The sequence below is a fragment of the Ferrimonas sp. YFM genome (assembly GCF_030296015.1).
Taxonomy (GTDB): Bacteria; Pseudomonadota; Gammaproteobacteria; order Enterobacterales; family Shewanellaceae; genus Ferrimonas.
In genome coordinates, this window is sequence record NZ_AP027368.1 from 2,710,696 (window position 1) to 2,729,744 (window position 19,049).

Below are 19,049 nucleotides of genomic sequence, written 5' to 3' on the forward strand. Positions count from 1 at the left end.
TCTTCATAGACGAGGACAGGCAGCTCGACCAAGAGGGTTATGCCCTCAACAACATCTATCTCAAACATTAAAGGTGCGCTAACTCAGTTGGCAGAGTGACAGGCCGTTAACCTGTGAGTCCTTGGTTCGAACCCAAGGCGCACCGCCAAGTCCATTGTAAGAAAGGCGACATTGTCGCTAACCTTACACCACCTCCAGTCCACTAAGGGCCATGCTCTGGCAGTAGCGATAACTGCCACCTCTTTCTTTCTCTCTGTAGGACAGTCAGGTAGTCCACATGCTTTGGGAGCATGGAGTCGTAGGTTCGAATCCTACCAGAGAGACCAAACAATGCAGACGTAGTGCCCTAGAGGACTCAGGGGTCGGTGTAAGTCCGTCCGTCTGCTCCATCCAATAGACCTCCCACCTGATAGAGTAGGGTGGCTGTAGGGGAGACTATCAACCTCCAGTAACTTACAGTCCACCTGATGACCTCATACAGACCCACTGGTGGGAGGTCTCCCTCTTGGCGAGGGTCGCTAGCAGTAGCTTAGTTAACCCGTTCCTTTTCTACAGTCGACTCAATGATGCCCTTAGCCTTCTCGAAGAAAGCTTCGGCTTCCTCAGGTGTTTCTGATTGCTTGATTCTCTGTTGGTACTCAGACTCAATGTCGCATAAAAAGTAACTGGTGCTCATCTGCAAAGTTAACCCTTTAGTCGACTTCCAGCGAAACGCACTCAACCCTTTGCAGTGACGCACTTGAGCTGACCTTAACTTCCATAGGTCGGGAACTCTAGGCTTAAGAGACAACACCTCGAATTTAGAGTGCAGTCCATTAACTTGCTTCTCTTTCTTCGTCAGGACAGGAGTGAAGGTTCTACCGTTGCTCTTAGCTAACCTGTAGAACAATTGATCGACTAAATGAATCATCCCCATACGCAAAACAGCAGAGACAGTCGCCGTATCATGGCCTTCACGAGCATCCCACTCAGGCAACCCACATAATAATGACTGGATGACAGGCTCACGAATACGTTTGGTCTCGTAGGCAATAAAGTCCTTACCTTCATCAATGTATCCGCGAGAGTGCTGCTGGTACTTCCTGTCGGCATCTTCTTCTAGGACATACCTTAAAGTCGCATACGCATCAGCCACGGTTAACCCTTGGCCCTCATCGTAAGACTCAATGTCCTCAAGCTTTTCTCTCTTCTCTGCTGTGTTGAACGGAGCAAAAACCAGCGTGAGATTATCTTCGTCATCGCAATCATCATCACCATCATCGAAACTGTATAGGGGCACCGCAGCATTTACGCCATTGTGCCGCACCAGCTTAATAAAGCCCCTAGCCTCTTGCTTACGCAGTTCTCTGTTCAAGTTACTGGTAGTTTGACCTACCTCTTGCGCCAACTTGTTTACCGCAACCGGTTCTCCGAAATCGCTATACATGTAGTGCAACTGATACAGGTAGCTAGCCTGTTTAAAAGTCAGGCGGTGTTCTTCTAGTCCAATAAATTTGAGGTCGTTGTCCACTAAGGTCTCTCTTCTGAAATTGTCGTTAACCAAATAATGATTCCGTGACCACGCAGAGAATCATCGCATACTAAGGGCAGGTTTTATAGAAGAGAACAAAACGATCCCCTAAGGATCACTACGCATGGACGAAAAGTAACCAGAAGAACTAGAGCTGCCCGTCACACAATTAATTCCCCTTGCCTGTAAGCGAGCAAACGTCCCTCCCCTGCTCGTGATGCCCTGCTTTCAGCAGGACTATCAGCCTTCACCTGGAACAAACCCGATGCTTACCTTTTATGTTGATGACCGAGGCAAGGTCTACTTCACCTACGATGATCCTGCAGACGCTGAGAGCAACTCTCAGCCCAAGGAGAACAAGGCACCAGCCGAGTAACCACAGTCCTCTAATCGATACCCCTCCCCTAAGACAGAACCAAGTCTGTCACTCCCTCACCGAGCAACCCAGCTCACTCCCTCCAACACTGACTACTCATTCACAAGCTCATCCATTGCCGTCAACCGCTGGTCTTTTAAAGGTTAGTGGGCGGTTGATGGATGGGTCTTTGGGTGAGCTTCTGAATAGGAAAGACCTAATGATTAACGTAACTCTCACCTTCAATGAAATCACCGCAACCATCAGCTCCAACGAGCACGGCATGTTTGACCTCAACGAGGTGCATTCCCACTGGCTCTCTGGCATTGAGGCCAAGCGGCCTAACCGCTGGGTTCGTACAGCCGTAGCGCGTGACCTGATGTGCACAAAAAACGCCCAGACGCCAAAACTGGCGTCTGAACAAAAATTACTCTCTTTAGATAACGGCGGCAGTAGAAGCACCAAGACCTATGTTGCCGACCAAGATGCTCTTATCTCGTATGCCATGTGGGCAGACAAGCAGTTCCACCGCAAGGTACTAAAAGCCTTCCGGCAGTTAGCTAACAACGATGCCGCTGGAGCCATGAAGACAGCCCAATCAGCTATGACTGTAGAAGCGCGTGAGAAGCTCCGTGTAGACAGCAAGAGCTTTAGCGATGCCATCAGCAAGGCTCAAGATAATGAGCAACTGAGCGCCTCCCATGGCTTTGTGCATGTGCGCAACCTAGCGGCCAAAGCGGTTACCGGGTTTGGTACTGTTGCCGCCTTCAGGCAACGCCATGGAGGTCTCACTCCTCGCGAGTACTACGCAGCTAACGATGACTGGGCCAAGCTCATGGAGCTAGGTAATGCCGAGGCCAAGATTGAGGCACTGCTTCAAGCTGGCATGGACTATCAGGGAATCAAAGGTCTGCTGGCTGCATAAGTTGAGCAGCGTCCAGCTTGTGAACAAACTGCGTAAATGCAGGTTGCTGAATTTATAGGCGCACCTTTAATAACAAGACCGCCGCCATCGTTGCCAATGAGGGCGGCATGTTTGACCTGAACGATGTGCATCGGGCCTTCGGTCTCCCTAAGACCAAGCTCCCGCACCAGTGGCGACACCGTGTTCGCACCGATTTTGCCGAGAGCGCAGAATTGCGCGCTGGGACAACCACCAACGGGGCGCTACAGGTTCACCACACTTGGGCCTCCGAGGATGCCCTGTACGCCTACGCCATGTGGTGCGACACCAAGTTCTACCGAGCGGTGGTCAAGGCATTCCTTTAGCCCCCACCTTCAACTCAAACCAAACCTATTTCTTCATCCAATCGCCCAACTCAGGGCACAAGTAGCTATCCAAAAGGAAACCCCATGAAAACCGTAACTTTGACTTTCAACAACGTAACTTCCGAGATCTCCTCTAACGCACAAGGCATGTTTGACTTGACACAAATTTGGCTGACTTGGATGGGTGGAGACTCCGCCAAAAGCCCTAGTGAATTCAGTACTGATTGCCCTAAGGGAGTTTCGCTGATTCAGGAATCTCAAATCATGCCCAGCCCAGTAGAGCCAAGTCAATTAACTGGAACTCTTGGTGCCCTTTACGCCTACGCCATGTGGTGTGATGCGGAGTTCTACGCCATCGTTGCCCAAGCCTTCCGAGACCTTGCAGACCGTGAATTGGATAACGCAGACAGAGCAGCTTCCTCTGTCGTTCACAAGCACACTCAACGTGTTGTTGAGCTCTACCGCATGAACAACGGTAACGACATGGAGTATCTGAAAGTTTTGGTCAAAGCCATGGCTAAAGACAGCAAGGCAATTCGACATTTTCTTCTTAGCATCGACAAGCAACTTGCAGCGGAAGAGTCGCCCCCTCGTTGGAACTTTTGGTCTGATGCCAACGACCTTATGGAAGCAACGGAATTTGCCTATCGGAGGTCTTGCTCCAGCGAAACTTTCGATCTATCCAAGTATTACGGATACGAGCAAAACATTGTGATGTGCAAAGACATGCTGGGTAAGCTGGAAGAGTAGCCAGCCCTTAGAACTCCCCAATCCAACAGCCACAATGGAGGTCTATCACAGGCTGCCCCCTCAGGGCTGCTAGTCTCGCCCTCCGTCTTCCGCTGGTAACCCACCGCTTCACCTTGGGCACTGCGTCCCAATTGAGTAGCTCATGGCGCTCAATCTCAGGTAACACGAAGTCTTCTACTAGCACTGTTTGATCCACTGCAAATCCTCTCTGCCGATTGATTGGTCGCGCACCTTAGCGCAACGGCCAGAGGATTTGTGATGCTCCTAACTGTAGGAATTTTGATCTGTTGGCTAGGTCACCCTTTCGGGCCTGATAGCCCTCCAACCGTCTACCGAATGAACACCCATGAAGAACCGAATTTCTCAAACCTCTAGACGCCGCTGGTTCGCTAAGAGCAAGTGGCGCAAGAGGCTCTACTAACCCCACCAATCCAACCACTAACCACAGGAAACACACCATGAAAGACCAAATGAACCAAGAACTGAAAGACTGGCAAGCAGGCATTGAGGCTGCGCTTGTAGAGCTGATGGCCTCCCGCTTTGATAGTCCAAACCTCAGCCATGAACAGCGCAGAGACTTTGCCCGGCGCAACATAACTAAAATCTTCAAGACCAACACCGCCGAGTACCTAGAAGCTCAGGCAGAGAAGGAGCGACAGGCAGAGCTTAAGCGCCTCTGGAAGACCTTCTGCGATGAACTACAGCAGCGCATCAATGGCGAGGCAATCAAGTTGCTGAACCACTCAGACCGCCAATGGCAGAAGTGGTTGAAAGAGGCGTGGGAGCAGATTACTGGCGATGACCTGAAAGAGGTCGCGGCTTGTCCTAAGTACCCCCAGCCCCAGATGCCCCGCATCATGGTATTCAAAGAGTTGGCCCAACGTGAAGAACTGTTGGCCCGTATGGAGGCCCCAGACCTTTCTGAGATTGAACGCTTAGAGGAGCAGATGGCCGATGCCATCAAGCGTGTCTCTATGGACTCTGATAAGCGCATCGCTAAGACGCAGCAGGAGACCTTGAATCGTCACCGTGAGCAAGCAGTAGAGCAGCTCAAAGCTGACAAGCAGCAGCGCATCCGTGAGCAGCGTGAGAGCTATCAGAGCCGCATCTCAAACCTGAGGTCTGAGGCCATGCGCTACGAGGCCATCAAGGCAGAGCATGAGAGCCTCAAGCAGTACCTTCAGACCCTGCTGAAGGATAGCTAAACCACCTTTCTATACTCCCCCCTCCCATCCTGAGGAACCTCCTCGCTGGCCGCAGGTAAGCACCGCACACAGAACGCTTACCCGTGGCTCCACGATGACAGAGAGCAATTCCCTGTCCTTCCCCCTAAATCCCCAACAGACCTACTCAGAGCGTGGCTGAGTGCGTCTGTGTGTGCGCCTTCCATGGAGCATCCCACCTAATGACATTCCCCCTAGACCAGACGGTTACCCGGCTGGGCCAAAACCAAAACGTTGGCAGTCCTCGTGCCCTCTTCCTCAAGAAGTTTGCTGGCGAGGTGCTGACCCAATTCAGACCCAACTGCTTGGGCCTTCAGTTAACCCGTGTACGGAACATCACTGAAGGCAGAGCTGCCACCTTCCCTCTGATTGGCCGCACGGGAGCCAAGTACCACAAGCCAGGTCAATTGGTGCAGGGAGACAAGATCCCCCAAACCGAAATCACCGTGACCATCGATGATTTTGCCATCTCCCCTGTATTCATCTCTGAGATTGATGAGGCAATGAATCACTATGAGGTGCGCTCTCAGTACACCAAGGAGTGCTCTGATGCACTGGCAGAGCTGGTAGACCGCAACATCTTCCGCATGGTCGCGAAGGTTGGCCTAGTTGGTAACCGAGCTGAGGCTGATACCGCTGGTGCCGTAACGCTCCCTGATGACACCTTTGTTGCTCCCTTCACTCTGGGGGCTGGCAAGGAGCTGGATGGTAACTCTCTGGTTGATGCCCTTTACAAGGTGCGTACCCGCTTTCGCAGAGCCAACATGACCCATGAGATTGTGGCCGTATTCGCCCCTGAGCAATTTGAGGCTCTAGTGAATGTCTCTGGGAAAGCCGGAAACATGGCGTGGATAAACAGAGACTTTACTGACAGCACCCAAAGTACTGAAGCCGGTTCTATGAAGATCGCAGGTATCACCATCTATGAGTCCAACAACCTACCCAAGAGCAACGAGTCTGCTGGTATCAACGACCCTGAACCATTGGCCTCTGAGTCTGGCCGTACTGCTGCCTATCGGGGCGATTACAGCCGAATTGTGGGCCTTGTGTTCGCTAAGGACTGTGTAGCCACAGTGAAGCTGAAAGACATCGCTATCGTCCACGAGGATGAACCCTTGCGACTGGGCCACACCATCATGGCCAAGATGGCCGTAGGTCATAACATCCTGCGCCACCAGTGCGCCTGTGCCATCCTCCGGGCGGCATAAAACCACCAGTAAGCAGCAGGGCTACAGGGAGCAATCCCTTGGCCCTGTTGGCTTTTCCAATTAGACATAGAAACGAATAGGAGACCGAGCTAATGCTCAGATACGAAATGAATGCCTCAGGTGAGCTACTGGTGAGCCGAGGATCTCAGATACACGTAGACGGCCACTGTATCAACGCTGAGGAAGTCGAGGCGTACATGAAGGCCAGTGGCCTAGCCAACCCGACACAGGCCGTACAGGCGGTGCTGGGAGTGTCTGCTGTGGCCATCAGTTACAGCGGGGAGCCGCAGGTTTCACAGGAGCGGTATCACTCAGAGCAGGAGGTTGTTCTGGGTGGGCTTTAGGTGAGACTGAAAGGGAGCTAGGGGTAGCTCCCTGTTAGCTTCTTCAAACAGTTCAGTTGGTTATGTTGGCTTTGGTATCATGTGCCTCTCGATAGTGAACAGGCAGAGGAAGCATGAACGACCAAATAGCACTGAGGCTCACCCAGATTGGTGAGCAGATTCTCAAGCAGCAGCAGGTATTAGCTCAGGCTACCGAGTGGGGGCCAAGGGATGTTGTTCAAGCAATTACTGCGGCCGCTGCGCTCGTAGTACCGCTGGCGCTTCTATGGTTTCAAGAGAGGAAAGACAAACGCAGGGCTTTAGCTAATGCACAGAGAGCTGCGGTGCGCTCTATGCTGCAAGCGGATCAACTCCTCAATGAAGCATCATGGCACCTCGGGAGGGTTGGCGGGGCATACTACAACGGCAATACAGATGCGCTCCATCAACGAGTGGATGAACTCGATGGGATGGTTACTGAGAGGCTTCAGGCTATAGCCGACCTACTTACCGAAAATCACATTGCAGACGACAACGTCATGCAAGCCTACGTCGACTACAGGCGTTCGATGAAAGCGCTTATTCCATCTCTAGCGGAAGACTTCGGACAAAAGAAGGCTCTGGATGTTAAGGCTCAGGCGTTACAGTTAACGAAGACCACTAGGCAGTTTGTTGATGTCTTAAAGGCTAACGCCAAGAGACACCGCCCAGTGTCTTCGTTTTGAGTTTCCCCTAGCTCAGTAGGAGATTGCGACAGAACACTTGCGGGCAACAGCAGCAACTTAAACCTTAGGCATAGAGCACCTAGAGTCGAACAAGTGCCTGTGTTCGATGATAAACAGCTCGTTGTCATCAAAATCTGAGTTACTTGCCAACCCAACGGCAGTGTTGATTAACTCCGTCTTATGGGTTTCAAAATTTGTCAACCCTTGCTCTTCGCTGTCGCGAGTACGAAAGTAATCATTCAATGTATGTAGCTTGACTTGAAATCGAGCATAGCGTCCATCACTTGCTCGAAGCCTAAACCTAAGACTGTCAGTATCTTTATCCAACCACCGATCGATAAATCTCCAAAACATAACACATCACTCCTTGTAGTTATGTGATAAACCAATCTACTGCCCAAGTGGGCATCCCGAAGAGCAAAGACCAAGCACCTATCAAGGCCGCAAAGGGAGCTGTAATAGGAAAAAGGGCAACGAAAAACATGAAGAAGCCACCAGCCTTAATTGCGACCCAAAGCCAGAAAAGCCAACCTGCCGGGAACAGTACGTATAGAGCAACCAACATCGCACTGTATAAAAATGAAAATAGATTACCCAAAGCACTGTCCTTTTAATCAAACGCCATGTCTTATTCCCTATGAGCCTAACTATAGTTCATTTCTTGGGCTCTCAGCGATTGAGGCAATAGGTTCCCTTGAGCCTGTACTTGATGTACGGCTCAGGCAGGAGCGTAGCGACTTCATCTGTAGCTCACCTTGTCGAGACCTTATCAGTGACCTATGTACCCATGGGGAACGCTGGCAAAACGCATGTAGAGCTGGCGTGTGGTTCGCCAGTACCATCAAGTAACCACTGTTTATTCCCCATCGGGGAAGTCCGGCTCAGAGACCGCTCTCAACAAAGCATGCTCGATTGTTCGGTAGCCTTTGGTATTATAGAGGTTCAATGTTAGTCACTGCCTGTAACCTCTTGGAAATTGGGCTTTTGTCCACCAACCAATTGCATGGGTGGTAACTGTAGGATAACCATGTGTGACATGGTTGTCCTGATGAACGCCAAGTAAGACGTTTATCCGCTATAAGTTGTGTGTGCAGTAAAAGGTCCGCTTCGGCGGGCCTTTTCTTTTGCCTGAAGCTCGAAGCATCCATCGACGTCAACCACAGCCGCCAGACCCACAACCACCTCCACCTTCGACGCCACTCAAACCCGAGTGAACGGTCGCCTGGTGAAAGTAATGGCTTGGTACGACAACGAGTGGGGCTTCTCCAACCGTATGTTGGACAACGCTGTTGTCCCCGGGAGCCCGTCGCGATGCCCGCCTCCGCTTTAAGTTGTGTGTGCAGTAAAAGGTCCGCTCCGGCGGGCCTTTTCTTTTGCCATAAGCTCAGCAGGTCCATCGACGTCAACCACAGCCGCCAGACCCACAACCACCTCCACCTTCGACGCCACTCAAACCCGAGTGAACGGTCGCCTGGTGAAAGTAATGGCCTGGTACGACAACGAGTGGGCGCCAACCCTATGCGGACAACGCCGTTGTCCCCGGGAGCCCGTCGCGATGCCCGCCAAGTAAGACGTTTATCCGCTTTAAGTTGTGTGTGCAGTAAAAGGTCCGCTCCGGCGGGCCTTTTCTTTTGCCTGAAGTTCAAGGCATCCATCGACGTCAACCACAGCCATCACAACCCTTCAGGCCCGTTGCATTAGCCCACCTATGAGTCAGCTGATTGATCTTTATTCATTTGTTGATTAGGTTGAATCAGTCTTAGCCCGCTACGGGTCCAACTGAATTTTCATGGTGCAGGGATGAACGTTGAAAACGCTCAGAAAGGAATGAGAGACGCCTATTTGAATGGCTGGCCCGGGGTAACCGTCTCCGGGGTCGTGTGGCTGAGTGCCGCTGCGGCCTGCCTGCAACTGGGCACAGTGGCCGGCATCTTCACCCTCTTTTTTGGAGGCATGGCCATCTTCCCTCTGAGCCTGGTGGTCTGTAAGGCACTGGGCCGCTCCGGAGCTCACCATAAAGATAACCCCTTAGGCCCCTTGGCACTGGAGACCACCGTCCTACTCTTCGGCGGTCTGGTCATCGCCTTTGGTGTCAGCCAACTCAACCCGCACCTGTTCTTTCCTGTCATGCTTATCACCATCGGTTGTCGCTACCTGATGTTCCAGACTCTGTATGGACTGAAGCAATACTGGCTGCTAGGCGCTCTGCTGGCACTGTCCGGAGCCGCCCTGGTCTTCCTGCCCACCGAACCGGTCAGGGCAGCACTGACAGGTGGCATCATCGAGGTTGTCCTTGGCATCTGGTTCCTGCGTGCCTCTTGGCTACAGTCCGAGGCGGATCCGGCTTCGGATGTTTCCTGAAACTGACAGCCTGCCAAAAGGCTTATCGCTGAAGGGAACACCTGGGCAGTTTTCGTCCTCTTTTAAGCTACGGGCCTCTACCAATAGGCAGGGTAAGGGAGTTTTCGCACACCGGCATTAAACGCCAAACCGGCGAACACCACCATCAGCGCCCCAACCAGAGTTGGCGTAACAAGAAAGTCCCAGCCGGGCTGACTCAGAAAGATGATCACCGGATTGGAACCTGCCGGGGGATGAACCGACCGGGTCAGCATCATCAATGAGATGGCCACCCCGACCGCAATCGCGACCGACCACCAGACTGGCCCCCACAGCCATAAGGCAAGCAGCCCCACCGAGGTGGCCAGCATGTGCCCTATCACCACATTTCTGGGCTGAGAGAACGGCGCAGAGGGAAAGCCAAAGACCAGCACACAGGATGCACCGAAGGAACCCATAACCAACAGGAGGTCAATCTGCTCGGACAATCCCGCAATCAAAGCTATGGTCATGGCGCCCCCCAGGCCTGCCAATAACACCTCCTCTGCCTTGTAGGGTGTCGGAAGCTGTGCTCCTTGCCCCTTAAGAACCCTCCAACTGTTGATCTGACGAAATGCTGGGATCATCTTTACCTCCATCACAAGAGTAGACAGAATTGTCTACCAAACAAAAGTAGACCACTCTGTCTCCACTTGGTCAAGCCATTGAGGCTCCCGCACAGTGGAAATCACCACCATCACAAAATGTGATAACTAAAGCATTTAATAACTATTTTATTTGATGGCAACTTTCATCGGACAATCCCCTCTGGCCTGACTGGCCTCCGACAACACAAAGATGGGAAATTAAACGGAGATCCGATTCGATGCTCAAACGCAAAGAGCTCACCCCATTATGGTTAGGCATCTGTTCAACCTTTGCCGGCATAGGTCTGAGTCGCCTGGCGTTCTCATCCATTCAGCCAGAACTCATCGAGCAGCTCTGGTTTTCTGCGGACAGCGCCACTTTGTTGGGCGCAATCAATCTGGCGGGGTATCTGGCCGGGGCAGTGTTGTGCTCGTGGATTTTTAGAACCTTAGCGCCCCGTCACGCTCTGCCCGTCAGCTATCTGCTGATCACCTTAAGCTTCCTTCTGTGCGCCCTGCCGGGTCCCTTCTACTGGTTTGCTTTGTGGCGGTTCATCTCGGGCGCATCGGGGGCCGTTCTGATGATATTGGGCCCGGCGATGGCCCTAGCTGTTACGAGCAAGGCATCCCGCCCGAAGTTAGGCACTCTGATGTTCTCCGGAATTGGTTTAGGGGCCGCCCTGTCCGGCATCATCCTGCCGAGTTTCCTCTCCTTTGGGCTGACCAGCATCTGGCTGATGCTGGCAGTATTGACTCTGGTCACAGGCTCTCTGGCGTCATACTGCCTGTCGGCGCTCAGGGGTAAAGAGTCTCCACACAACTGTGCACATTCGCCCGTCGCCCATGACCCTAAACGCGTGAGCTTAATCATCCTCGCCTACAGTCTCGCCGCCGCAGGGTTTGTGCCCCACACCCTGTTCTGGGTGGACTACCTCAGCAGAGAGAAGGAACTGGGTATTTTTATCGCTTCGGGACAATGGTTTTTGTTCGGCGTCGGTGCCATGTTGGGCAGCTTACTGGCCTACCTGGGTTCCCAACGATTCGGCTGCGGCAACAGCCTGAGCCTCGCCTTTGTAGTTAAGTCGCTGGCGGTGCTCCTTGCCTTGTTGGCCGAAGCCCCTGTGGCCCGGGGCCTCTCCTCCACTCTGGTGGGTGCGATGATTCCCTGCATTACCGGATTGACCGCTGCTCGGCTCTCTGAGGTGGTAGACGCCTCTCAGTATCCAAAATTCTGGCGCAGGGCCACACTCAGTTTTGCCCTTACACAGGCGACCGCAGGTTACCTCTTGTCGCAACTCTACCAGGTTCAAGGCAGCTACACCTCTCTGTTTCTGATTGGTGCAGGTCTGCTCTGCGTAAGCGCCGCGGCGGCAATATCCAGCCAGCAAAATTCCCCCATCCGCATCCGCTATGTCTCCAAATAACAAAGGGATCCTGACTATGAAGTTGTTCCTCAATACCACCTCGCCCTACGCACGCCTGGTGCGCATCATCGCCATTGAAAAGGGGATAGAAAGCCACATTCAATTGGTATGGAGTGACCCCTGGGAAAACGAACCTAAGCTGCTCAGCTTCAATCCCATTGGCAAGGTGCCGACCCTGATCACCCAAGAGGGAACACCCATATTTGAAACCCTGCTGATCGTCCATTACCTGAATGACTGTGTACCAAACAATGAATTGATCCCCAGCAAGGCGCAGGCATACCACTTGATTGGGCATGGACTGGGCCTGATTGATACCGCGTTTGCCCTGGTGTCTTCCCGGCGGTTCGATCATCCAAACGCCAAAGACACCTTCCTGGATAAGAGGCGGATTACCGCCCTGCAAAGGACCCTGCACCAATTGGAGATCAATGCAGAACAACTGCTTCAGCCAGGAAGGGCAAAAATGGGAGAGCTCGCCATCGCCGTCGCCATCGACTACATCCGCTTTCGCCTGAACGAGATCGATCTTGATACCCTCTACCCCAGGCTGTGTCTCTGGCAGAAAACCCTGCTCTCACGCCCCAGCTTCCAGACAACCCGGGGCGGATACTGACTGAGACCCGAATCGACACAATGAGAGAGTACTGCCTGTTTGCATGCAATCACGGCCCTGCTCTCTCCCACTATGAGTAGGATCAACGGTGCTGTTTCTTCCATGGAGTGTTGGCAACTTAACTGCTCTGCCAGATAGGTTATCCGAACCGTTAGGTTTGGCTGCACACAGTTCCCAGGGGCAAAGATACGACTCAGCCTAACTGGCGACTGAAGGTAGACTGATTTGTCTCCACATGACAATATTGTCTGGTTGAATCTGCAGGAACGGACTCATGTCTGCCAAAAAAGAGCACTTGATCAAAACGGCCTTTGAGCTTTTCTACCAAAAAGGGGTTCATGCCGTGGGCATCAATGAAATCCTATCGGCCTCTGGAGTCGCCAAGAAGACGCTGTACAACCATTTCCCAAGCAAAGAAGCACTGATACTGGCCGCGGTTCAGTATCGGGACAAACACTTCAGAGACTGGCTTAAACACCGGCTGAATGGGGCGGAAGATGGGCGGGCAAAAGTGGAGGCCCTGTTTGCCGCCATCGATGACTGGTTTAACAACCGAACAGGAAAGCTCCTGCCCTTCCAGGGCTGTTTCTTCATCAATGTGGGGGGAGAGTATGGGCAACCGGACGACCCCATCCACCAGCAATGCGCCCTGCACAAACGCAAGATTGAGCAGATGATTGCCGACATCGTCCAACCCTTGCAACTGGACAGCGCGCAGGCACAGCAACTGACGAACGCCTTGTGTTTACTGAAAGAGGGAGCAATCAGCCAGGCTCATATTGCCGGAGACAAGCAGGCAGCCCTTAAGGCTGGCCAAACAGCCAGGCAATTGATGGTCGCTTACCGTTGCTAGACAACTCAAACCGGCACAGACGGCTGGCCTATGATGAGCTCTCTCAGTTCTGTCAGCGCCTTGCTGTAGCGCTCCTCTTTGCGGCGAACCAGCCAGGTGGTCATATTGGCAAACTCAGCAGGAAGACGAATGACCGAAAAACGCTCCTGATGACCCGCCTGCTCAATAAGGGATACAGGAAGGAAGGTGATGCCCATGCCCGCCCCCACACACCCCAAAATTCCTTCCAAGGAGCCAAATTCCAACACCCGATAAGGGTTTCTCCCGGTTTGCCGAAGCCAATTCTCAAGCTGAGCACGGTATGAACAGCCGTTCTTAAACACCAGGACGGTGATCTCATCCAGCTGGTCGATATCAGAGACGGATCTTGGAGCAACAATGGCCAGTTCCTCCTGATAGGCGCTGTCTACCGTCCAGCGCTTACCATCCACCACTCCGGAGACCAGAGCCATGTCCACCTCAAACTCCGCCAGACGCTCCATGGTCTTGTCAGAAGGACCAGTTTTCAGCACCAATTCAACGGCAGGGAATCTGGCATGGTACTCAGACAGTACTTGTGGAAGCCGCACCGCCGCAGTGGACTCCATGGAGCCCACCACGAGCCTGCCGGCAGGCTCATGCATCTCAGCCATGGCGATGCTGGCCTCGCGCTGCAAATTGACCAATTGCTCGGCGTATTTAAGAAACAGCTCTCCGGAAGAGGTCAACTCAACCTTTCCTGCGCCCCGATGAACCAACACACAATCGTGTGACTCCTCCAGACTTTTAATCCTGGCCGTCACATTGGGTTGGACACAGTTCATCTCTTCCGCCGCCTTGGAAAAGCTCTTGTGTTTGGCGACCGAAATAAAGATCTCCAGGTCTTTGAATCTCATCTCTCACCCCAGCCCATCTTCGCCAGGCCAATATCCTGTGATCATTCATATCACAACTGAAACCGTAAAGCCGTTTTCTGTGGGCGCGCCTGAGTCATTCACTTAAGGTCTCTCTGGCTTGACTCCATTCGGTGTCACTTTCACCACCTCTTCTGGCAACTAACGCCCTGCACTCCCCTTGCGGTTCTGCAGCAACAAAAAGGCCGCTCCCCGAAGGGAGCGGCCTTTGTTGATCGTTAACGCCTCTGGGGCCGTCAGTTAGCCGTTGATGTGGGCCAAAGCCTGACAGGAGAGGTCGCTGATGCGTTGCCAGTCACCGTCACGGACGGCGTCCATGGGGGCGACCCAGGAACCACCTACACAGGCTACGTTATCCAGAGACAGGTAGTCTTTGCAGTTGGCCAGGCCGATGCCACCGGTTGGGCAGAACACCAGTCCTGAGAGAGGGCTGCCCATGGACTTGATCGCCTTAGCGCCACCACTGGACTCCGCCGGGAAAAACTTCAGATAGGTATAGCCGAAGTCCATCGCCTTCATGGCATCAGACACAGACGCCACGCCGGGGATCAGCGGAATGGTGCTGTGAGCACCCGCTTCCAACAGCGCGGTGGTCACACCCGGGCTGATGGCGAACTGCGCCCCTGCGTCTGCAACGGCCTGAAGCTGTTCGGGGTTTAGGACGGTGCCCGCCCCAACCAGAGCCTCAGGCACCTCTTCACGGATCAGCTTGATCGCTTCCAGGGCACACTCGGTACGCAGGGTCACTTCAAGGATACGAATGCCACCGGCCACCAGGGCCCTGGCCAGTGGAACCGCCTGGTCCAGGTGTTCAATCACCATCACAGGCACCACTGGGCTGATCTCAAACACCTGTTCAGGCTGGATGCTCCAATTTTCCATCATTTCCTCGCTTAATCTAACAGCGCCGAAGCCCCAGTTTCCGGACTGGAGAGCAGCTTACGCATATTGCGGAACAGTTCACGGCCAAAGCCTTCATCGTTGTCCCGCAGGTCGACGGGAGTAACTTCACGGGCATCCAGCTCAGTTTCGTCAACCAACAATTCAACTACGCCACGCTTGGCATCCAATCGCACCAGATCGCCGTCCCGGACCTTGGCCAACAGGCCTCCGTCCAGGGCTTCCGGGCTGATGTGGATCGCCGCGGGCACCTTACCAGAAGCACCGGACATGCGACCGTCGGTCACCAGTGCCACCTTAAATCCTTTGTCCTGCAACACCCCCAGAGGAGGCAGCAGTTTGTGCAGCTCAGGCATACCATTGGCCTGAGGTCCCTGATAGCGGACCACCGCGATCAGGTCTTTGTTCATCTTGCCGCTCTTGAACGCCTCGGTGAGCGCCGCCTGAGACTCAAACACCATGGCAGGGGCTTCCACCACCTGGTGTTCGTCCGCAACCGCCGAGGTTTTGATCACCGCACGGCCCAGGTTGCCCTTCACCAGGTTCATGCCACCGTTGGGCAGGAAGGGGTTGTCGATGGGTCGCAGCACCTCATCATCGCCACTGGCTTCGGGGATGTCGTTCCACACCACCTTGCCATCCACCAGCTCAGGCTTCTGGGTGTAACGCTCCAGGCCCTGACCTGCGGCGGTGGTGACATCTTCATGAAGCAAGCCACCTCGGCGCAGTTCCCGAATCAAGAAGGCCATACCGCCCGCCTGATGGAAGTGGTTGATGTCTGCCTGACCGTTGGGGTATACCCGAGCCAGCAGAGGCGTTACTGCGGACAGCTCGGCAAAGTCCTGCCAGTCGACGATGATGCCGGCGGCCCGGGCTGCAGCAACGATGTGCATGGTCAGGTTGGTGGAGCCACCGGTAGCCAGCAGACCGACGATGCCGTTCACCACACTCTTCTCATCCACCATCTTATACAGAGGGGTAAAGCCGTCACCCTTCTGAGACATGCGGCACACCTGCTGGCTGGCCAGCTTGGTCAGCTCATGGCGCAGCGGGCTGGTGGGGTTGACGAAAGAGGAACCCGGCAGTTGCAGGCCCATGGCCTCAAGCACCAGCTGGTTGGAGTTGGCAGTACCGTAGAAGGTACAGGTGCCCGGGCTGTGGTAGGAGGCGGATTCCGCTTTCAGCAGATCCTCATCGCTCACCTTACCCTCGGCGTACTCCTGACGAACCTTGGCCTTCTCCTTATTGGGCAGACCGGAAGGCATAGGGCCAGCCGGCACGAACAGGGTCGGCAGATGGCCAAAGCTCATGGCGCCCATCAGCAGTCCGGGAACAATCTTATCGCAGATCCCCAGCATCAGCGCACCATCAAACATGGCGTGAGTCAGGCCGACTGAGGTGGCCATGGCAATCACGTCACGAGACATCAGGCTCAGCTCCATGCCGGGCTGCCCCTGAGTCACCCCGTCACACATGGCGGGCACACCGCCGGCCACCTGGGCCACGGAGCCCACTTCGCGGCAGGCCTCCTTGATGATGTCCGGGTAGACACCATAGGGCTGGTGCGCCGACAACATGTCGTTGTAGGCGGTGACGATGCCGATGTTGGCCTTGTTGAAGTGGCGCAGGTCATCTTTATCCTGCTTGCCACAACTGGCGAAACCGTGGGCCAGGTTAGAACAGGAAAGTGCCTCTCGGTTCACCCCCTGCTCCTCAAGTTTGGCCATCCGTGCCAGGTAAGCCTGACGACGGGCCCGGCTGCGCTGAATGATGCGTTCGGTTACCGCCACTAGGGTTTCATGTGTCATTAGGCTTGACTCCAATATACGTCCACCGGGGTCTGTCGCTGATTGAGCACCGCCCGGATCGGCATCTCATTCGCATCTATGGACTTGAGAACCTGCTGCAGCACCTCGCGCTTGGGCTCACCATGCAGATGCAGGTAGATCTGTCTGCTGTCCAGCAGCGCCTTCAGGGAGAGCGACAGGCGCCCATGGGGAGCAGTGGTCGGATGAACCGCCAGGCAGGTGCGCTCTGTGGTCAGTCCCTGTTCCAGCTGCTCGGAGCAAGGGAACAGTGAAGCGGTATGGCCGTCGTTGCCCATTCCCAGCACCACTACGTCAAAGGGACGCGGCAGGTTGGAGAGCACCTCTTCGGTCATCCCTACCCCCTCGTCCACCACGGAGTAGATGTTTTTCAGGCTGCGGAACTTGGCCTTGGCAGCCCGTCGCACCAGCAGGTGCTCGCGCACCAACCGCTCGTTGGAGTCCGCATGCTCCGGCGCCACCCAGCGCTCGTCGGCCAGGGTAATGAACACATCCTGCCAATCGATCAGCTGTCGGGACAGCTGGGCAAACAGCTTCAAAGGCGTGCTGCCTCCGGAAACCACCAGCGAGGCACTGCCTCTGGCGTCGATGGCATCCTGAAGCCGGGAAGCAATTTTCACCGCAAGGATCTCGGCCAGACCCTGTGCGGTATCAAACTCTTTGTATACGGGCAAAGTAATCATCTGATCTTTCCTACTCATCCCAGGAGCGGCCGTCGCGGGTAATCAGGGCCACCGAGGCCACAGGGCCCCAGGTGCCCGCAGGGTACGCCTTGGGTGGCTCGTGGGAGTCCGCCCAGGCAGCCAGGATGGAATCACACCACTTCCAGGCCTGCTCGACTTCATCACGACGCACAAACAGCGACTGGTTACCCAGCATGCACTCCAGCAACAGACGCTCGTAGGCGTCGGCCACCCGCTCATTCTTGAAGGTGTCAGAGAAAGAGAGGTCCAGCTTGGTGGTCTGCAGACGCTGGGTCTCATCCAGGCCCGGCACCTTGTTCATCATCTGGATCTCGACCCCTTCGTGGGGCTGCAGACGGATGGTCAGCTTGTTGGGTGGCAACTGGCGGTAGCTGTCCCGGTACAGGTTGTGTGGCGGATTCTTGAAGTTCACCACAATCTCGGAGCACTTGTAGGGCATCCGCTTGCCGGTACGCAGGTAAAACGGCACGCCGGACCAGCGCCAGTTGTCGATGTCGACACGCAGGGCGGCGAAGGTTTCTGTGTCGGAGTCCAGGTTGGCCCCCTCCTCCTCCAGATACCCTGGAACCGGGCTGCCTTTGAGGAAACCGGCGGAGTACTGACCCCGAACCGTCTTCTCGAATACGTTATTGCTGTCGATGGGACGCAGGGATTTGAGTACCTTGACCTTCTCGTCACGAATGGAGTCCGCATCCAGGTTCACCGGCGGATCCATGGCCACCAGCGACAGTACCTGCAGCAGGTGGTTCTGGATCATGTCGCGCATCTGGCCCGCTTTGTCGAAGTAGTCCCAGCGGCCTTCGATGCCCACCTCTTCGGCCACGGTGATCTGCACATGGTCGATGGTGCGGTTGTCCCACTTGGAGGCAAACAGGGAGTTGGCGAAGCGCAGGGCCACCAAGTTCTGTACCGTCTCCTTACCCAGGTAATGGTCGATACGGTAGATCTGGTTCTCCTGGAAGAACTCGGCCACCTGGTTGTTGATCACCATGGAAGATTCCAGATCGTGACCAATGGGCTTCTCCAGCACCACTCGGGTGGCCGGCTCAATCAGACCGGCGGAGTTCAGACAGCGACAGATGGCGCCGTAGATAGAAGGTGGGGTGGCGAAGTAGTTCACCATCACATTGTCCGGCTGAGTCTTCAGCAGGGCGTGAAACTGCTCATAGCCATCGGGCTGAGTGAAATCCATGGCGACGTAGGTACAGCGGGCCAGCAGCCGCTCCAGCGTATCGGTTTCCACCTCCTCTTTCAGGAACTCGCTGAGGGAGGTGCGAATCACCTGCTGATAATCGTCCTGGGTCATCTCGCGACGGGCCACACCAAAGATCCGGGTGCCGCTGTGCAGCAGGCCAGCCTTGTCCAGCTGGTACAGGGAAGGGATCAGTTTGCGGCGCGCCAAATCGCCAACGGTGCCGAAGAGCACGAAATCGCAGGGCTTGGCTACCGAGCCGGTAAAGTGAGTCACTATCCAACTCCTATATAGAAGGATGTTGCCACGTCC

Annotated in this window: 19 protein-coding genes and 2 tRNA genes; 13 read left to right on the forward strand and 8 right to left on the reverse strand. The window is 54.6% G+C overall.

The window, feature by feature from the left end; all coding sequences use genetic code 11:
- Positions 1 to 72 precede the first annotated feature (72 nt).
- Together QUE41_RS12660 and QUE41_RS12665 are read left to right on the forward strand one after the other, a co-directional pair.
- Positions 73 to 148: transfer RNA gene (locus tag QUE41_RS12660), tRNA-Asn, on the forward strand.
- A gap of 101 nt (positions 149 to 249) precedes the next feature.
- Positions 250 to 326: transfer RNA gene (locus QUE41_RS12665), tRNA-Pro, on the forward strand.
- Positions 327 to 529: 203 nt separating this feature from the next.
- Here QUE41_RS12665 and QUE41_RS12670 read toward each other — a convergent pair.
- Positions 530 to 1,510, reverse strand: a complete 981-nt coding sequence (locus tag QUE41_RS12670; protein WP_286339391.1) for a hypothetical protein — start codon at positions 1,508 to 1,510, stop codon at positions 530 to 532.
- A gap of 575 nt (positions 1,511 to 2,085) precedes the next feature.
- On the opposite strand from QUE41_RS12670, the gene QUE41_RS12675 reads away from it, so the two are divergent.
- The 7 genes from QUE41_RS12675 to QUE41_RS12705 all read left to right on the forward strand — a co-directional run bounded on the left by QUE41_RS12675 (position 2,086) and on the right by QUE41_RS12705 (position 7,363).
- Complete coding sequence (locus QUE41_RS12675; protein WP_286339392.1) at positions 2,086 to 2,790, forward strand: KilA-N domain-containing protein; 705 nt, start codon at positions 2,086 to 2,088, stop codon at positions 2,788 to 2,790.
- A gap of 50 nt (positions 2,791 to 2,840) precedes the next feature.
- Complete coding sequence (locus tag QUE41_RS12680) at positions 2,841 to 3,134, forward strand: KilA-N domain-containing protein (protein ID WP_286342943.1); 294 nt, start codon at positions 2,841 to 2,843, stop codon at positions 3,132 to 3,134.
- An 84-nt stretch (positions 3,135 to 3,218) separates the two neighbouring features.
- Positions 3,219 to 3,884 (forward strand): hypothetical protein, encoded by a 666-nt coding sequence (locus tag QUE41_RS12685; RefSeq protein WP_286339393.1) that lies wholly within the window; start codon positions 3,219 to 3,221, stop codon positions 3,882 to 3,884.
- A gap of 458 nt (positions 3,885 to 4,342) precedes the next feature.
- Positions 4,343 to 5,089, forward strand: a complete 747-nt coding sequence (locus QUE41_RS12690; RefSeq protein WP_286339394.1) for a hypothetical protein — start codon at positions 4,343 to 4,345, stop codon at positions 5,087 to 5,089.
- 200 nt (positions 5,090 to 5,289) lie between these two features.
- Positions 5,290 to 6,315, forward strand: a complete 1,026-nt coding sequence (locus QUE41_RS12695) for a major capsid protein (protein WP_286339395.1) — start codon at positions 5,290 to 5,292, stop codon at positions 6,313 to 6,315.
- Positions 6,316 to 6,407: 92 nt separating this feature from the next.
- Positions 6,408 to 6,659: a hypothetical protein gene (locus tag QUE41_RS12700; protein WP_286339396.1), complete on the forward strand. Its 252-nt coding sequence runs from the start codon at positions 6,408 to 6,410 to the stop codon at positions 6,657 to 6,659.
- 113 nt (positions 6,660 to 6,772) lie between these two features.
- On the forward strand, positions 6,773 to 7,363 hold the full coding sequence (locus tag QUE41_RS12705; RefSeq protein ID WP_286339397.1) for a hypothetical protein: 591 nt from the start codon (positions 6,773 to 6,775) through the stop codon (positions 7,361 to 7,363).
- 373 nt (positions 7,364 to 7,736) lie between these two features.
- Here the strand turns inward: QUE41_RS12705 and QUE41_RS12710 are convergent, their stop codons facing one another.
- On the reverse strand, positions 7,737 to 7,961 hold the full coding sequence (locus tag QUE41_RS12710) for a hypothetical protein (protein WP_286339398.1): 225 nt from the start codon (positions 7,959 to 7,961) through the stop codon (positions 7,737 to 7,739).
- A gap of 1,202 nt (positions 7,962 to 9,163) precedes the next feature.
- Here QUE41_RS12710 and QUE41_RS12715 point away from each other — a divergent pair.
- Positions 9,164 to 9,724, forward strand: a complete 561-nt coding sequence (locus QUE41_RS12715) for a DUF7010 family protein (protein ID WP_286339399.1) — start codon at positions 9,164 to 9,166, stop codon at positions 9,722 to 9,724.
- Between the two features lie 77 nt (positions 9,725 to 9,801).
- Here QUE41_RS12715 and QUE41_RS12720 read toward each other — a convergent pair whose 3' ends face one another.
- A complete protein-coding gene (locus QUE41_RS12720; protein WP_286339400.1) occupies positions 9,802 to 10,329 on the reverse strand; it encodes an HPP family protein in 528 nt (175 codons plus the stop codon).
- A 239-nt stretch (positions 10,330 to 10,568) separates the two neighbouring features.
- On the opposite strand from QUE41_RS12720, the gene QUE41_RS12725 reads away from it, so the two are divergent.
- The 3 genes from QUE41_RS12725 to QUE41_RS12735 all read left to right on the forward strand — a co-directional run bounded on the left by QUE41_RS12725 (position 10,569) and on the right by QUE41_RS12735 (position 13,222).
- Positions 10,569 to 11,753 (forward strand): YbfB/YjiJ family MFS transporter, encoded by a 1,185-nt coding sequence (locus QUE41_RS12725; protein WP_286339401.1) that lies wholly within the window; start codon positions 10,569 to 10,571, stop codon positions 11,751 to 11,753.
- Between the two features lie 16 nt (positions 11,754 to 11,769).
- On the forward strand, positions 11,770 to 12,369 hold the full coding sequence (locus QUE41_RS12730; protein WP_286339402.1) for a glutathione S-transferase: 600 nt from the start codon (positions 11,770 to 11,772) through the stop codon (positions 12,367 to 12,369).
- A 274-nt stretch (positions 12,370 to 12,643) separates the two neighbouring features.
- Positions 12,644 to 13,222, forward strand: coding sequence for a TetR/AcrR family transcriptional regulator (locus QUE41_RS12735; RefSeq protein WP_286339403.1), 579 nt, complete (start codon positions 12,644 to 12,646; stop codon positions 13,220 to 13,222).
- A gap of 5 nt (positions 13,223 to 13,227) precedes the next feature.
- Here the strand turns inward: QUE41_RS12735 and QUE41_RS12740 are convergent, their stop codons facing one another.
- From QUE41_RS12740 to zwf, 5 genes are all read right to left on the reverse strand, one after another.
- Positions 13,228 to 14,097: a LysR family transcriptional regulator gene (locus QUE41_RS12740; protein ID WP_286339404.1), complete on the reverse strand. Its 870-nt coding sequence runs from the start codon at positions 14,095 to 14,097 to the stop codon at positions 13,228 to 13,230.
- 258 nt (positions 14,098 to 14,355) lie between these two features.
- A complete protein-coding gene (locus QUE41_RS12745; protein ID WP_028110633.1) occupies positions 14,356 to 15,000 on the reverse strand; it encodes a bifunctional 4-hydroxy-2-oxoglutarate aldolase/2-dehydro-3-deoxy-phosphogluconate aldolase in 645 nt (214 codons plus the stop codon).
- 8 nt (positions 15,001 to 15,008) lie between these two features.
- Positions 15,009 to 16,823, reverse strand: a complete 1,815-nt coding sequence (gene edd / locus QUE41_RS12750) for a phosphogluconate dehydratase (protein WP_286339405.1) — start codon at positions 16,821 to 16,823, stop codon at positions 15,009 to 15,011.
- Positions 16,823 to 17,524, reverse strand: a complete 702-nt coding sequence (gene pgl / locus QUE41_RS12755; protein ID WP_286339406.1) for a 6-phosphogluconolactonase — start codon at positions 17,522 to 17,524, stop codon at positions 16,823 to 16,825. Before pgl ends, edd begins: the two co-directional genes overlap by 1 nt.
- Positions 17,525 to 17,534: 10 nt before the next feature.
- Positions 17,535 to 19,013 (reverse strand): glucose-6-phosphate dehydrogenase, encoded by a 1,479-nt coding sequence (zwf, locus tag QUE41_RS12760; RefSeq protein ID WP_286339407.1) that lies wholly within the window; start codon positions 19,011 to 19,013, stop codon positions 17,535 to 17,537.
- Between the last annotated feature and the right edge of the window lie 36 nt (positions 19,014 to 19,049).

Excerpts from the sequence above, each read along its gene's own strand:
- QUE41_RS12735 (WP_286339403.1), top strand. The coding sequence starts at position 12,644 with ATGTCTGCCAAAAAAGAGCACTTGATCAAAACGGCCTTTGAGCTTTTC.
- QUE41_RS12740 (WP_286339404.1), bottom strand. The coding sequence starts at position 14,097 with ATGAGATTCAAAGACCTGGAGATCTTTATTTCGGTCGCCAAACACAAG.
- QUE41_RS12730 (WP_286339402.1), top strand. The coding sequence starts at position 11,770 with ATGAAGTTGTTCCTCAATACCACCTCGCCCTACGCACGCCTGGTGCGC.
- QUE41_RS12675 (WP_286339392.1), top strand. The coding sequence starts at position 2,086 with ATGATTAACGTAACTCTCACCTTCAATGAAATCACCGCAACCATCAGC.
- QUE41_RS12720 (WP_286339400.1), bottom strand. The coding sequence starts at position 10,329 with ATGATCCCAGCATTTCGTCAGATCAACAGTTGGAGGGTTCTTAAGGGG.
- QUE41_RS12685 (WP_286339393.1), top strand. The coding sequence starts at position 3,219 with ATGAAAACCGTAACTTTGACTTTCAACAACGTAACTTCCGAGATCTCC.
- QUE41_RS12705 (WP_286339397.1), top strand. The coding sequence starts at position 6,773 with ATGAACGACCAAATAGCACTGAGGCTCACCCAGATTGGTGAGCAGATT.
- QUE41_RS12690 (WP_286339394.1), top strand. The coding sequence starts at position 4,343 with ATGAAAGACCAAATGAACCAAGAACTGAAAGACTGGCAAGCAGGCATT.
- edd (WP_286339405.1), bottom strand. The coding sequence starts at position 16,823 with ATGACACATGAAACCCTAGTGGCGGTAACCGAACGCATCATTCAGCGC.
- QUE41_RS12700 (WP_286339396.1), top strand. The coding sequence starts at position 6,408 with ATGCTCAGATACGAAATGAATGCCTCAGGTGAGCTACTGGTGAGCCGA.
- pgl (WP_286339406.1), bottom strand. The coding sequence starts at position 17,524 with ATGATTACTTTGCCCGTATACAAAGAGTTTGATACCGCACAGGGTCTG.
- QUE41_RS12725 (WP_286339401.1), top strand. The coding sequence starts at position 10,569 with ATGCTCAAACGCAAAGAGCTCACCCCATTATGGTTAGGCATCTGTTCA.
- QUE41_RS12745 (WP_028110633.1), bottom strand. The coding sequence starts at position 15,000 with ATGATGGAAAATTGGAGCATCCAGCCTGAACAGGTGTTTGAGATCAGC.
- QUE41_RS12715 (WP_286339399.1), top strand. The coding sequence starts at position 9,164 with ATGAACGTTGAAAACGCTCAGAAAGGAATGAGAGACGCCTATTTGAAT.
- QUE41_RS12695 (WP_286339395.1), top strand. The coding sequence starts at position 5,290 with ATGACATTCCCCCTAGACCAGACGGTTACCCGGCTGGGCCAAAACCAA.